12 protein-coding genes are annotated in these 15,222 nt (G+C 42.6%); 6 read left to right on the plus strand and 6 right to left on the minus strand.

The features are described 5' to 3' along the window. Positions 1-254: 254 nt before the first annotated feature. The 6 genes from AB5062_RS01460 to AB5062_RS01485 all read left to right on the plus strand — a co-directional run bounded on the left by AB5062_RS01460 (position 255) and on the right by AB5062_RS01485 (position 8,138). On the plus strand, positions 255-617 hold the full coding sequence (locus AB5062_RS01460; protein ID WP_007831675.1) for a BlaI/MecI/CopY family transcriptional regulator: 363 nt from the start codon (positions 255-257) through the stop codon (positions 615-617). A gap of 33 nt (positions 618-650) precedes the next feature. Next, the gene (locus AB5062_RS01465; protein WP_005843060.1) at positions 651-2,537 is read left to right on the plus strand and encodes a M56 family metallopeptidase; all 1,887 of its coding nucleotides are present in this window, start codon (positions 651-653) and stop codon (positions 2,535-2,537) included. A gap of 10 nt (positions 2,538-2,547) precedes the next feature. Next, the gene (locus tag AB5062_RS01470) at positions 2,548-3,891 is read left to right on the plus strand and encodes a lipopolysaccharide assembly protein LapB (RefSeq protein WP_005843058.1); all 1,344 of its coding nucleotides are present in this window, start codon (positions 2,548-2,550) and stop codon (positions 3,889-3,891) included. 30 nt (positions 3,892-3,921) lie between these two features. Beyond that, on the plus strand, positions 3,922-5,112 hold the full coding sequence (locus AB5062_RS01475) for a peroxiredoxin (RefSeq protein WP_032952737.1): 1,191 nt from the start codon (positions 3,922-3,924) through the stop codon (positions 5,110-5,112). A 22-nt stretch (positions 5,113-5,134) separates the two neighbouring features. Continuing rightward, entirely contained in the window at positions 5,135-7,243 is a 2,109-nt protein-coding gene (locus AB5062_RS01480) for a TlpA disulfide reductase family protein (RefSeq protein WP_032952736.1), read from the plus strand. Positions 7,244-7,364: 121 nt separating this feature from the next. Beyond that, entirely contained in the window at positions 7,365-8,138 is a 774-nt protein-coding gene (locus AB5062_RS01485; protein WP_057099393.1) for a hypothetical protein, read from the plus strand. A 177-nt stretch (positions 8,139-8,315) separates the two neighbouring features. Here AB5062_RS01485 and AB5062_RS01490 read toward each other — a convergent pair whose 3' ends face one another. The 6 genes from AB5062_RS01490 to lpxD all read right to left on the minus strand — a co-directional run bounded on the left by AB5062_RS01490 (position 8,316) and on the right by lpxD (position 15,159). Beyond that, positions 8,316-10,355, minus strand: coding sequence for an alpha-L-fucosidase (locus AB5062_RS01490; protein ID WP_005851052.1), 2,040 nt, complete (start codon positions 10,353-10,355; stop codon positions 8,316-8,318). 8 nt (positions 10,356-10,363) lie between these two features. Further along, a complete protein-coding gene (gene miaA / locus AB5062_RS01495) occupies positions 10,364-11,266 on the minus strand; it encodes a tRNA (adenosine(37)-N6)-dimethylallyltransferase MiaA (protein ID WP_005843035.1) in 903 nt (300 codons plus the stop codon). Positions 11,267-11,317: 51 nt separating this feature from the next. Next, positions 11,318-11,881: a hypothetical protein gene (locus tag AB5062_RS01500; RefSeq protein ID WP_005843033.1), complete on the minus strand. Its 564-nt coding sequence runs from the start codon at positions 11,879-11,881 to the stop codon at positions 11,318-11,320. A 62-nt stretch (positions 11,882-11,943) separates the two neighbouring features. Further along, positions 11,944-12,711 (minus strand): acyl-ACP--UDP-N-acetylglucosamine O-acyltransferase, encoded by a 768-nt coding sequence (lpxA, locus tag AB5062_RS01505; RefSeq protein WP_005843031.1) that lies wholly within the window; start codon positions 12,709-12,711, stop codon positions 11,944-11,946. A 16-nt stretch (positions 12,712-12,727) separates the two neighbouring features. Beyond that, positions 12,728-14,113: a bifunctional UDP-3-O-[3-hydroxymyristoyl] N-acetylglucosamine deacetylase/3-hydroxyacyl-ACP dehydratase gene (locus AB5062_RS01510; RefSeq protein ID WP_005851058.1), complete on the minus strand. Its 1,386-nt coding sequence runs from the start codon at positions 14,111-14,113 to the stop codon at positions 12,728-12,730. Between the two features lie 5 nt (positions 14,114-14,118). Then, positions 14,119-15,159: a UDP-3-O-(3-hydroxymyristoyl)glucosamine N-acyltransferase gene (gene lpxD / locus AB5062_RS01515; RefSeq protein ID WP_005851060.1), complete on the minus strand. Its 1,041-nt coding sequence runs from the start codon at positions 15,157-15,159 to the stop codon at positions 14,119-14,121. Between the last annotated feature and the right edge of the window lie 63 nt (positions 15,160-15,222).

Consider the following 15,222-nt stretch of genomic DNA (forward strand, 5'->3'; position numbering starts at 1 on the left):
GCAAATTGGAAGAGGTAACAGATAAGTAACATAACTCACTCCCAAATATGCTCTATTTAGCTTTATTCACCACATCCGATTAAAACATTAGTTTTATAACTATTTGAATTTTAATAGGTTTGCACTATATTTGCGCATCTTGAAAAAACACTTTGTTTCACAGCAGGTAACTAAAGCTTTTAGTTTACTTTAACTATGAAAATTAGTTTTATAACTAAAAGTTTTAGTTCTTTGTGATAATCAAAAGAAAGATTATGAAAATGTTGACAGCAAAGGAAGAAGAAATTATGGGTTATTTTTGGGAAAAAGGCCCGTTGTTTGTAAAACAGTTACTTGATTTTTATGATGAACCGCGTCCGCATTTCAATACTCTGTCTACCATTGTGAGAGGATTGGAGGAAAAGGGGTTTCTCAGTCATGAGGTATTTGGAAATACCTATCAGTATTATGCGGTGGTAAGCTGTGATGATTTTAAGAAGAAGACGTTGAAAGGGGTTATCAGTAAATATTTCAATAACTCTTATTTAGGAGCGGTTTCTTCACTGGTGAAAGAGGAGGAGATTTCTTTGGATGAATTGAAGCAGCTTATCCGGGATGTGGAAAAGGCGCATGAATAATCCGGATAAAGAGAATAATTAAAAATACATACTATGGGAGCATTTTTTGTATATATTGTAAAGTCGGCAGTCTGTCTGGCGGTATTTTATTTATTTTACCGCCTGTTGCTGAGCCGTGAAACATTCCATCGTTTTAACCGTATTGCTTTGTTGGGAATACTGATATTGTCCTGTGCCATTCCCTTTGTGGAAGTGACCATGAAAGAACCGATGGAAGTCAGCCAACAATTGCTGACTTGGGAAGAACTGCTACTTATGGCTAATCTTAATCGGACTGCTACTATAGAAACTGCTCCCGAATCTGTCATTACATGGCGTGAAGCGCTGCTGATGGTTTATTTGTTGGGTATTGTATTCTTCTTTTTACGTAATGTATGGTCGCTGACCCGTATGCTGAGGCTGATAAAGGGTAGCACCCTTGTCCGTCAGGAAAATGGCATCACGCTGATTACCCATCAGAAAAAAATCGCACCTTTCAGTTGGATGAAGTTTGTAGTGATCTCTGAGAAAGACCTGAAGGAAAACGGTGAGGAAATACTGACGCATGAATATGCCCATATACGGAAGAGACATTCCATAGATTTACTTATAGCGGATATCTGCATCTTTTTCCAATGGTTCAATCCTGCCTCCTGGTTATTGAAACAGGAACTACAGAACATACACGAGTTCGAAGCGGACGAAAGCGTGATTGCACAAGGTATTGATGCAAAGAAATATCAGTTGTTATTAATAAAAAAAGCTGTCGGCACAAGGCTCTACTCTATGGCCAACAGCTTCAATCACAGTTCACTTAAAAAACGTATTACTATGATGTTAAAAAAGAAATCCAATCCGTGGGCACGACTCAAGTACCTGTATGTGCTTCCATTGGCAGCCATTGCCGTGGCAGCCTTTGCCCGCCCCGAAATCTCTAGTGAGTTAGATGAGATTTCAGCCGTCAAAGTTAATGATTTAACGGCAATTATGAAAACCGAAGAGGTTAAAAGTCCCGAAAAACATCCTGCAAAGGAAATAAAAGTGCAAGGGCAGGTATTAGAAAAAAGTACAAACGCTCCGGTTGTAGGTGCTAGTGTGATTATCAAAGGTACCACTTCAGGTACGATCACTGATTTAGATGGAAATTTTGTTATATCAATGCCTGTTGGGGCTACTTTGAGTGTTTCATATATAAATATGAAAACAAAGGAATTGACTATTACAGAGAAACTTATTGGAAAAATTAAATCTTTAAAAGTGTATTTGGAGGGAGAAATCACAACTAAGACACAGGAAGTGGTTGTAGTAGGTTATGGAGGTGGTGAAGAAGCTTCTGATGAAGTTCCGGTTTTTCGGGTTGTTGAAGAGATGCCTGAGTTTCCGGGTGGTATGGGAGAATGTTTGAAATTCTTGGGGAAGAATATCAAATATCCAGTGGAGGCTCAGAAAGCTGGAGTACAGGGAAAGGTTATTGTACAATTTGTAGTTGAGAAAGATGGTAATATAGCCAATCCCAAAGTTGTCAGGAGCATTGATCCGGATTTGGACGGTGAGGCCATCCGAGTCATTTCCATTATGCCGAAATGGAAACCGGGTATGCAGAAAGGTCAGCCTGTGCGTGTGAAATATACGGTTCCCGTCACTTTCAGACTAGACGGTAAAGATATCAAATCAAATGAAGCACGTCATTTGGAGTTGAAGACAGACACTGTTTTTCAAGAAAATCCATTGCGGATAGGTAAGGAAACTTTTTCGTTGAAAGATTGGAAGGAGAAACCATTGCTTATAGTTGATGGGATAGAAAAGCCTTATAGTCAAATGGAAAAAATAAATGTTTCGGACATTGAATCTATTTCGGTGTTGAAGGATGCGGCAGGTACTGCCATTTATGGAGCCAAAGCCAAGAATGGCGTGATATTGATTACCACAAAGAAACAATAAGAATAAAGATATGAAAAAATTTGTAACACTGCTGCTATGTATGCTCCCCGTTTCGTTGTTTGCCCAGGTGAATGATGGGATTCGTCAGGCAATGGATAATTATGATTATGAAACAGTAGTTACGCTGATTGAACCCGATTGTCAGGATTCTTTGTTGCTGATTACCAAAGCTCAGGCGCTGAAAGCGATGAACCGTTATCCGGAAGCCATAGGGGTATTGAACTCTCTTATCTTGAAAGACAGCACAAACACAAAAGTTTTGATCGACCTTGCCGAGTGTTACAAATTGACGGGTAACTCCCGTCGGGCGGCCAACTGTTATCAGAAGGCAATGAATTTGCAACCGGAAAATAAATTTTTCCGGTTGCAGTTCATACGCTCTTTATTAGCTTCCGAAGATTATGAAGAAGCGCGTACGGCTTGTCATGGCTGGTTGGAACGCGATTCCTTGTCGGCCACCGGATACAAATATCTGGGACAGGCATACGAGGGATTGCAGGATGCCGCCAGTGCCTTCCTCAGTTATAACATAGCCTATCGGCGTGATTCGTTGGATGCCCAGACAGTGGCACGCATTGCCGGTATTTTTAATAACAATCAGCAGTTTAAAGATGCTGTTGATGTGACGGAAGTTTATCGTTTGTCCGATACCACCAATATAGATGTGAACCGCCAGAATGCGAAGGCTTATTGTATGCTGAAAGAGTACGGAACGGCGGTAAAACGCTATGAGTCATTAAAAGAACTGGGTGATCGTAGTTTTCTCACTCTTTACTATTTAGGTGTATCCCATTATGGGGATAACTGGTTTTACGGTGCATACGATAATCTGAAAGAAGCTTATCAAAAAAATCCGATGGATGTGAATGTGCTCTATTATCTGGCAAAAGCTTCGGCACGCACTTCCTGGAAAAAGGAGGGTGTGGAATATATGGAAGAAGCCTTCCGCATAGCAGTTCCTTCTGATAGTATGATGGTACGTCTTTATGACGGGTTGGTAGAATGTTACGATTATGCGGGGGATACAAAGAAAGAGGTGGAAGCCTTGGAGAAGTTATATATTTATACAAAGAAAAACTCCATTCTTTATAAAATAGCCTGTCTCTATGATTGGAAAGAAGATGAGAAGAATGCCATTCGCTATTATAGGAAATACATGGCTACAGTTTCCGAAGATCAGCGTTATGCCTTGGACGAAGACGGGAACCCGGTGGAAGACCGCATAACACTTTACCAGCAGGCATGGAAACGTATCAAAAAAATAAAGGAGGAAGGTTTCTTTAGAGGTGATATTCCGACAAAGTCATTTCCTGTAGAGAAAAAAGATACGTTGGCACTTCGTCATGCAAAATAACGGAAGTCATTTATATAAAAGTAAGAATATATGAAGAAAATTTTAGCTTTGGCACTCTTTGCAGTGGCTCTAGTGTCATGCCGGCAAACTATGCAGACCGATGGCTTTAAACTATCCGGTCATTTGGAAGGGCTTCAGGTTGGAGATACTCTTTTTCTTAAAACTTTTTTATTACCCGATTGGAAAGAAGACGGGACAGATACCATATTGGTGGAAAAGGAGGGGATTTTCTCGGCTTTTATTCCTATGGAACATACTACTTTTTATTTATTGACGCATCAGCCTAAAGTGGGTGAACCGTTACGGAGTTGTATTCGCGGAGCTGAGATTATAGCTCGCGTAGGTGATGATATAAAACTGGAAGGGTCTTTGGATTACTTGGGTGCGGTTCGTCATTCGGGTGGTTTTTATGACAATTCGTTGGTGGCTAGGTATGATAGCCTGACTGCGTCTTCCAATACTGAAATGATTGATATCTTCAGTCAGATACTGAAATATCAGGATACAAAGCAAAATGATAGTGTGGCAAAATACGGGCAAATGTATAATGAATATCATCGTCCGCTAATGCTGAAGACTGTTCGTGATAGTCTGGCATTGAAAGTGAACGATATGGAATATGCCGCTTTTATGTATGCATCCGCTTTTGTTTTTGATGCTACTTATAAGGATGTGAAAGAGCGTTTGGCACAATTTACTCCAGAGGTTCAAAATTCATATTTTGGACAAATACTTGACAAGCAATTGCTTGTATTGAAGAATATTGAAGTAGGCTTTGCGCCAGCGGAGTTTACAGTGACAGATAAAGACGGCCGGAAGGTGTCTTTGTCTGATTATAAAGGCAAATATGTGTTGATTTATCATTGGGGATTATGTCCTAGTACTTTTTGGGTAAATCCTAAAATAACGGATCTCTATCAAAAATATCATGAAAAAGGTTTGGAGGTATTGGGATTTACCCGTGATGATTTGTTGAAATCGTTGCAGGGAAGTTCTGAAGAGTTTAAGAAAGATGAACGGGTACAGGGATTGCTAAGCCATCCGTGGACTACAGTTTACACAGAGGATGAGGGCAATGGCTTTATAGTGAAAGACCTTTATTTTTCAGGAGTTCCCATTCTTATGTTAATCTCTCCGGATGGTATTACTTTGGCCCGTGGATATACAAAGGCATACGAAGAAGTAAAGAATCTTTTGGATAGGAACTTGGGAAATAAGTAAGTATGTTTAAAAAAAAGATACAATGAAAAACTTTGGTATTTTACTGCTTGCTATGGTGAGTTGCTGCCTTTTGCAGGCAAAAGACAGGGTGGTTAAACAGCCGCCTTTCATCGCTCGTAGCTCTTCTACTATCGAGATAGACAGAGTGGTGGTTTCGGATACGGCAACCGTATTGGATGTAAAAGCCTTTTTCCGTCCTCATAATTGGATTCAGATAAGTAATGAAAGTTATTTGTTGGCTGATAATGGAGAGAAGTATCCGATTCGTTCCGGTAATGGAATTACCTTGGGCGAAAAATTTTGGATGCCCGATAGCGGTGAAGCTTCTTTTAGTCTTATTTTTCCGTTATTGCCCCCTACAGTGAAAGTGATTGATTTCATTGAGAGCGATTGTGAGGACTGTTTCAAGGTATGGGGAATCCATTTGGATGGTAAATTACCGGAATTGGATTTATCGGATGATGTGAAGAAACAGAAATTGAATTACGCTGAACCGTTGCCTAAGGCTGAATTGAAAGATGGCAAATCAGTGATAACCGGTCGTTTGTTAGACTATGAGAAGCACTATGCACTTCCGTTTTCTTGTAGGATTTGTGATTTGTTGACGGCAAAATTTGAGGATACTGAAATAAAGGTGAATGAAGACGGAACATTTCGGACAGAGATTGAACTTTGTGCTCCGACTACGGTCAGTTTTTCTGTGGGACGTGATATTTATTTTGACGTCTTTTTGGTTCCCGGTGGTGAATTGGATATGGCTGTCAACTTGCGTGAGTTGAGTCGTTCTGAAAGCAAATTGTTGAAAGGCAAGCGTGCTGGTGGAAAGAAAGTCTATTTTTCAGGTACCATGGCGGCTTTGAATGATGAAATGATAACCGATGATGAACATTTGATGGATGTATGGGGAATGGTTCATTGGAATATGAATGATTTATATAATATGACTGCCGGTCAGTATAAAGCTTATTGGTTGAAAAAATATGAAGAAACCAAATCCGCTATCTGTTCCGATAAGAAAAGAAGTCAGGCATACCGGGAGCTTTTATTGGCTCAGAATGATTTGCTTTGTACTTTGACATTGACCCGTGTAAGTTCTAATTTAGCCTATGCTTATGTGCAGTGCAGTGGATTACCGGCTCGTGAAGCTTATCAAAAGTTTAAACAACCGGAATTGAGTGATGATTTCTATGACTATATCCGGCAGTTGAATATACTGAACTCGCCTGTCATGCTTTATGCCAATGGTTATGCTGATTTGGTAAGGGGAATGGGCTATCTGAGGGTGAAGATGGATGATGAGTTGAGTGATATATTTGCGTTTATTCTCTCTTCCGATAAAGTTTCTGCTGAAGATGCTAAGATAATACGTGAGTTCAAGGCTGATACAGATACCGGAAAAACATCTGTCTATCAGGAAAAAATGGGCGAATTGCGAATAAAATACGATGAATTGTTTAAAGAATTCAGTTCTATGCAGCAAGACTATATTTTGAAAAAGATTATAGCCGGATATTTGGGCACAGACCAAGGACTTTTTTTCGACTTGCAGAAAATGATGAAATATGCTCAGAAAATCAGTGACTTCACTCCATTGACTGTACATGATTTTGAGGAGATACGGAAGATGAGTGACCCTTATTATCTCGGCAGACTGACAAAGATGAACAACCGTCTTTTGGAAACGATTGAAGCTAATAAGAAAAAGAAGGGTTATACCGTTAATGAATCCGGAGAAGTAAAAGATGAAGATTTATTTTATTCCATCATTTCTAAATTTAAGGGTAAGGTGGTTTTGGTCGATTTTTGGGCGACTTGGTGCGGTCCTTGCAAAATGGCTATGAAACAGATGAAACCGATGAAGAAAGATCTTGAAGGTAAAGATATTGTATATGTTTTTATTGCCGGAGAGAACTCGCCCAAAGAAACGTGGGATAACATGATTCCGGATATTCATGGAGAGCATTACCGGGTAACGGCAGCTCAGTGGAATTACCTGAGCAGGCAGTTCAGCATACAGGGGGTTCCGACTTATATTATTGTCGATAAAGAAGGGGGTGTTATTCAAAAATATACCGGTTTCCCGGGAGTGGATACCGTAAAAAGAGAATTAATGAAAGCATTAGAGAAATAAAGACCGTGTTTGTCTTGCAAGAATAAAGTGGAAAAGGATCTGTAAGGTGCTGTAAGCATTTACAGATTCTTTTTTTGGATTTATATTACTATCTTTGGCAAGACAAAACTAATATTGAATAATGAAAAACTGGGTCGTTAAGCTATTGTTATTACTTTTCATTCCTTCTTTAGCAGGAATTTTGTTCACTGTTGCTCTTGGTTTTAATCCGGGGGGCTGGTTACAAATTACGACGTATGCTTTACCTCCGTTACTCACTCTCGCCGGAGGGGCTTTTATCGTTGCTTCAAGATGGAAAATTCCTTTTCTTATATTGATGGCAGCTGCAAGTATGGCCTTTAATATTCCTTTACAGAACTGGCTTTTTCATTCGGCAGATGAAGTGGTGCGTTATCATGCTGTTACCGATTTATATAATTTGGAGAATAATGCTCTGTATTTTACTTTCGATACTCTGGAGGTGGATTATGCCCGAAGGAGCAGTGTGACTGTCACTCGTGAGGTGACACGAAGTATGGGCAGACACCGCTATCGTAAGGAACAGAAGCAATATCATTTCTCTGTAGCTCCTGTATTTACCGATTCATTGCCCCGTCATAAGTATGAGGAGCGGGAAGTTAAGGCATGGGTTATTCCGGTGAGGCATGAGAAAGGACAAGCCGTTGTATGTTATGAGCGTTGTATTTTTGATTTAGATGATTATCAGAAAGCCATTGATCGGTCCCGCTGTAAACTCCACCATCCTCAAGCTCCGATTATACGACCTTTGTATTCACAGTTCATTACCCGGCAGGAATGGAAAGGAATCTTTTTGAATGTTGCATGGATTGTACTTTCTGTACTGATAGTACTGGGGGTAATTCTGAATTATCAGGCAGACAGGAGGAAAGCATAATATCGGAACAGACTGTATGAAGGGTACTTTATGAATATTATGATCTTCATGCATGAGGCCTGTCAGTACTATTGGTAAATTCTAGAATGATGTTTTCTTTATATAAAACTTTCCCCGGATATTTCATGACAGAAACATCCGGGGAGAGGTATTTCATTTTTTATTTATTGAAAAGTTTTATTTTGCCTCTACCTTCAGATTGGATAATTCTGTGTCCTTATGGATGGATGGCAGATTATTTTGTTTTACAACAACAGTATGAACTTTTCCTTTTGCCACTTGCGGCAAAGTGAATTTCTGCTTGTAGATAACCTGTTCCGCTGATGGGCGCAGCAGATAGCCTGTTTCTTTTTCAAAGCGGTTGTATATTCTTACCACAATTTGGTTACTGCCTTTTTGAAGCGGTAGCAGCACCTTTTCCTCGCGGAACTTGCAGCGGTAAGGGTTGAGGTGTTTCATTACCGACTTGCCGTTCAGATAGATTTCGATACCGTTTCCGGCACCTACATCTACTAGAATATCTTGTGCTTTGGGCGATTCTACCTGCTGCATCAGGAAGTAACTTTCCAGAATATTGCTGGGGAACATGGCTTTTTCCTCATTCACTTCTTTCCATTGTCCTTTTCTTACCGGTGCTTTGTCCGGATCAGTATGGATGGTGGCAGGAGCATCGAACAATCCGCTGCCCGGTCCGCAGAAGTAACGCTGACCCCATACGGTCTTGGAAGGCAGGTTTAATGCCTGTGCCTTGCCTGCGTCAAGGGTTACTGTGTAAGGTGTTCCATCTACTTCAACCAGTAATTCCTTACCGTTCTCCTGCGGAGTATAGGTAAATTCCAATGCGTTGAGGTTGGATTTGTTGATGCTCCATTGATAGCTCACCGTACTGCGGTAGTTGCTGTAATAATCGAAACAGGAATAACTATAATTGGGAGTGCGCTGTGCAGCCATAGGTTGCGGTTTCACCGGTTGGTCGAACGTGGCGCAAATCACTTGGATGTCTTTTCCGTATGCGTCGGCGGGCAGTGTGAAGATCATCTCCTGTCCTTTCTGAATAGCTTTAATGTCTGCTTTTTGCAGTTTGCATCCCGGTACGTTCAAAGTGATTTTACCATCGGCAGGGCGGTTGCCTGATAAGATGAGGTAGAGGTTATTGCCTTTGCGGGTAATGGTTCCCCATTCGAATTGCTCACGGAAAGGAGAGGCTTCTGTGCCATAAATGGCTTCACCGTTTTTCTTCAACCAGATACCGATTTCTTTCAGCACCTCTCTTTCAAAGGGTACTACGGAACCGTCACCTTTGGGACCGATGTTCAGCAGGAAGTTTCCGCCATGGGAAACTACATTGATCAGGCTGCGTAGTTTTTCCATCGCTTTGGTGTGAACGTCCCCCCTTTTCTGCCAGGAACGGTAGCTCCAGGTTTCATCGAACATGGAAGCTGCTGTTTGCCATGCGGTCTGCAAGGAGCCTTCGGGGTATGTGTTGTCTGCCATGACACTGAAGTCATACTGATCGTTGCCCAACCGGCCGCTTACCATACAGTCTGGTTGCAATCTGTGCACCAGTTGATACAGTTCCTTGCTTTGTTCAGGAGTGTTGGAACCCATGTCAAACCATAGTTCGGAGATGGGACCGTAGTTGGTCAACAGTTCGGTAACTTGGGCTTTGGTGAATTCATGATGCTGTGGGGTGATGAAATCACAGTTATGGCTGGAGATAGGATAGGCTTGTGGAAAATGCCAGTCTATCAGTGAGAAATAGATGCCGAAGTTGATTCCGCCACGTTTGCAAGCTTCCGCCATCTCTTTTATGAAGTCGCGCTTGCCGGGGGTGGCATCGTATGAATTATAGTCGGTGGTGGCTGTACGGAACATACAGAAACCGTCGTGATGCTTGGTGGTAATGATGATGGAGCGCATACCGGCTTCTTTGGCCAGTGACACGATAGCGTCTGCATCAAACAGGGTGGGATTGAAACGCAGGGCGGTATCTCCATACCAGTCACTGAAGATTCCCGCAAACGATTGGATTTGTTCACTGTATCCTCGGGTGACGGGGTTGCCTTCCCATACGCCTCCCAGTTCGGAATAAAGACCGAAGTGGATGAACATGGAATACTTGTTCTGATGCCATTTCTCAAATGCTTTTTCCGAGATTTGGGCTGTTGCACCCAGGCTTATGACACAAGCCATGATGAAGGTTAGTAATTTTTTCATGATTGTAATTAGTGGTTAACTGAATGAATATATTGCATAATTTCTGTTTGTTGGTCGGGATGGAACCACACGATGTCTTTGTCCCGTTTGAACCAGGTCATCTGTTTACGAGAGTAAATGCGGGAATTTTGCTTGATTTTCCCGATAGCGAATTCCAATGTCCATTCTCCGTCCAGATACTTGAACATTTCTTTGTATCCTACGGTATTGAGCGAGTTCAGATGCCGGAAAGGATATACCTGCCGGGCTTCTTCCAGCAAGCCGTCCTGCATCATGATGTCCACGCGGCGGTTGATGCGGTCATACAATTCTTCGCGGTCGCGGGTTAATCCTATTTTGATGATGCGGAAAGGGCGTTCCTTGTGAGTACGGGTACGGAAAGAAGTATAAGTTTTTCCGGTCATGTAGCATATTTCCAATGCATGTATTACTCGTTTGGGATTTTTCAAATCCACTATTTTGTAATACTCGGGGTCCAGCAGCCTTAGTTCGGCGCACAGAGTGTCCAGCCCTTCCTGTTCGTAACGTCGTAGCATCAGCTGGCGTGTTTCATTGTCTACAGTGGGGATATCATCTATGCCTTTGCAAATGGCATCTATATACATCATGGAACCTCCGGTCAGTATTACAGTGTCATGGTTTTGGTATAGGATTTCCAGTTGTGCCAGTACGTCTGCTTCGTATTGTGCGGCGCTGTAATAATCTGTTAGCTGTAATGTTCCGACAAAATAATGAGGAACACGCGCCAATTGCTCGGGGGTAGGGGCGGCAGTTCCTATCTTCAGGTCTGCATACAATTGGCGTGAGTCTGCCGAAACAATGGAAGTCCGGAAGTGTTCGGCAATGGAAAGGCTTAGTTCGGTCTTTCCTACACCGGTAGGGCCGATAAGGACGATAAGGGTGTCAGGCATGGTGTTTATAAAAAGAGAGGGGCGGACGTGTAACGTCCGCCCCCGTTAAGATTAATAGTTTTCTTGCTCATAAGGGTCCGGTGAGGAGGCACCGCCCATATCAAATCCTTCGGGATCAAAGTCTTCCATATCGAAGTCCTGGTCGCCGTAGAAATTCTCGTCTATATCCAGATTTCCGCTATTGCTTTTTGCCATCATTTCGTCAAAGTCGACGGTTTGTTTCGGGGCTTCTCCGGCTTTGCGCGAACACACTGCTTTGTCAAGGTCTTTGCCGGTGATGATTTCCGACAGTTCAATGAAAAACACTCGTTCTGCCAACGGGTCGAATACATACAGCAATTTTTGCTTTTCGTCTTCCACCAAATCACTCAAGCGGGTTTCTCTCATGATGTAGCTGTCTTCTTCCGAACTGCTTCCCATATCTTCCAGTGTGATTTCCTGGTCTTTCTCCCAGTCGTCATCACAAATGAAGAAAGAGGTCATCTGGTCATCTTTATATCCTGCCGCTTTCAATATTGCTTCGTGCAAATCAAAGAAAGTTGCTTCCGAGTCTATCTTTATTTCTCTTATAAAATCATCGACTTCATCAGAGATTAGTGTAAATCTGTAAATCATATATTTATACTGTATATACTATATAACTTTTTTTTCGTGCAGTAAAGTTATAAAAAACTTTGTTATCTGATGATACCTCTTTGAGAATTTTCTATGAAAGAAATAATATATTCTATTTCTTTGCTCATAGGTATTTCTTTGCGTACTTGTTCCAAGGCATCGGTAACGTTCATGCCATTTTGATAAATAATGCGATAGGTGTTGTGTATATTCTCTATTAGTTCATTAGAGAATCCGCGGCGGCGGAGTCCTACGATATTGATTCCTGCGTAGGCAATGGGTTCGCGCCCTGCTATAATATAAGGAGGAATGTCCTTGCTGAAACGTGAACCGCCCTGTACCATTACATAACCGCCTACCCGGCAGAATTGGTGCATCAATACGGCGCCGCTGATAATGGCGTTATCATCAATGATAATTTCACCTGCCATCTTGGTGGCATTGCCTATGATGCAACCGCTGCCTATGATGGCATCATGTGCTACGTGTACCCCTTCCATCAACAGGTTGTTACTGCCCACTATGGTTTTGCCTTTAGCCGCTGTACCACGATTGATGGTTACATTCTCGCGAATGGTGTTGTTATCACCTATTTCGGCAGTCGTTTCTTCACCGCGGAATTTCAAATCCTGGGGAATAGCGCCTATAACAGCTCCCGGAAAAATGGTGTTGCCGTTCCCTATGCGTGAGCCATACAGTATATTGGCGTTAGGCATGATTGTGTTGTTATCACCGATAACTACATTCTTGTCGATAAACACAAAAGGACCGATTTCTACATTCTCACCAATTTTTGCTTCGGGATGTATATATGCTAATGGACTAATCATGTTGTTTTTTTAGTGGTTATTTATTTTTTACTATTTGTGCCATAAACTCGGCTTCGCAGACTACTTTCTCGCCTACAAACACATATCCTTTCATTGTGGAGATGCCCCGGCGGATAGGAGCCAACAATTCAACACGGAACAATAAAGTGTCTCCCGGCACTACTTTCTGGCGGAATTTCACACCGTCTATTTTCATGAAGTAGGTGGAGTATCTTTCGGGTTCGTCCACTGAATTAAGAACAAGCAGACCACCGCATTGTGCCATGGCTTCTACTTGAAGCACACCCGGCATGACAGGTTCCTGTGGGAAGTGTCCCTGGAAGAAGGGTTCGTTGGCGGTTACGTTTTTCACACCGACAATGTGGTTGGCGCCAATGGCAACGACTTTGTCCACTAGCTGGAAAGGATAACGGTGCGGAAGCAGTTCGCGGATGCGGTTGACATCCATGATGGGAGCTTCGTTGCAGTTATAGGACGGAGCCTGTATTTCGTGAAGTTTGATTTCTTTGCGTATCTGGCGGGCAAACTTGTTGTTGATGGTGTGCCCCGGACGGGTGGCGATGATGCGTCCCTTGATGGGTTTGCCTATCAGTGCCAGGTCGCCGATGATATCCAACAGTTTGTGGCGGGCCGGTTCGTTGTCCCATACCAAGGGAACATGGTTGATGTAGCCCAGTTTGGTGGCGTCCATGTGGGGAACCCCCATGACGTCTGCCAGCTTGTCGTAGTTTTCCTGGCTCATCTCTTTTTCGTAGATTACGATGGCGTTGTCCAGATCGCCTCCCTTGATCAGTCCGGCACCCAGCAATGGTTCTATTTCGCGGACGAATACAAAGGTACGCGCGGAAGCTACCTCGGTGGGGAATTTAGCCATGTCTTCCAGTGTGGCGAACTGATTGGACAGTATTTTAGACTGATAAGAGATCAGTGCATTCACACTGAAATTTTCGTCCGGAAGAACAATGATGGAAGATCCGGTTTCCTCGTCCCTGAATTCGATTTTTGATTTTATGATATAGTAATCCTTGACAGCATTCTGTTCTTCGATTCCTACACGCTGTATATTTTCTACATACGCTTTGGCACTGCCGTCCAGGATAGGGAATTCGGGACCGCTTACCTGAATCAGGCAGTTGTCTATACCAGCTGCATAAAGAGCTGCCAAAGCATGTTCTACTGTACTTACTTTTATTCCGTTTTTCATCAGCACAGTGCCGCGGGTAGTATCACCTACGTTTTCTGCTACGGCATCAATTATTGGTTGTCCTTCAAGATCAATTCGTTGGATTTTATACCCGTGGTTGTCCGGTGCAGGATTGAATGTCACCGTCAAGTTTACTCCGGTGTGAAGGCCTTTTCCATTTAAAGAAAAACTGCCTTTTAATGTCTTCTGTTTCAACATGGGGTTTATTTATTTAGTTGTTTTTTTAATTCTTCTATTTCTTTCTGCATGGCGTTCAGTGTGGTGTAAATTTCGGGCAGTTTTTTGTATACGGCCGATGATTTCATGAAATTCTTGGCATCGATGGCCGGAGTGCCTAGAATTTGCTCGTTGGATTTCACGTTACCGGGAACGCCTGCTTGTGCGCCGATACCTACCTTGTCACCTATCTTAATATGTCCGGCTAGTCCTACCTGTCCGCCAAACATGCACCATTCACCTACTTTGGTGGAACCGGCAATACCCACCTGTGATGCCATGACAGTGTGGCTTCCTACTTCCACATTGTGTGCTATCTGGATCAGGTTATCCAGTTTCACTCCTTTATGTACAATGGTGGCGCCCATGGTGGCACGATCTACGCAGGTATTAGCACCAATCTCCACATTATCTTCTATGATGGCAATACCTATTTGTGGAATTTTTTCGTACCCTTCGGGAGAAGGTGCGAATCCGAATCCATCAGCACCGATTACGCAGCCTGCATGCAGGGTACAGTGGTTTCCTACCAAGCAGTCGTGATAGATGGTGGCATGTGGATAAAGTGTACAATTATTACCTACTTTGGCATGGCTTCCTACAGTAGCGTGCGGGTGGAGGGAAGTGTTGTCACCAATCTCAGCACCATCGCCTACGCAGGCAAACGGAGCGATATATACATCCTTCCCCAACTTCGCAGTGGGGGCAACGTATGCCAGCGGATCTATACCGGTCTTTTTAGGTTTGCTCATTTCATAGAGGGTCAGTAGTTTAGCCAGACTTTCGTAGGCGTTGTCTACCTTGATTAAGGTAGCTTTTACTTCTTGCTCGGGAACGAAATCTTTGTTTACCAACACAATGGTAGACTGAGTATCGTAAATGTAATGAGTATACTTAGGATTTGAAAGAAAAGAAATCGCTCCCGGCACGCCTTCCTCTATTTTAGCAAAAGTATGCACAGTTGCGTTTTCATCGCCAACAATAATTCCCTGGATGTATTCCGCAATTTGTTTAGCTGAGAACTCCATAATACTGTCTAATTCTTTATGTTCTAAATGTTTCAGTTTTGTTACTTGCGTGTTACATGTTAG

This window comes from Phocaeicola sp. RTP21359st1_B8_RTP21360_211022 (assembly GCF_040911965.1).
Lineage (GTDB): Bacteria > Bacteroidota > Bacteroidia > Bacteroidales > Bacteroidaceae > Phocaeicola > Phocaeicola vulgatus.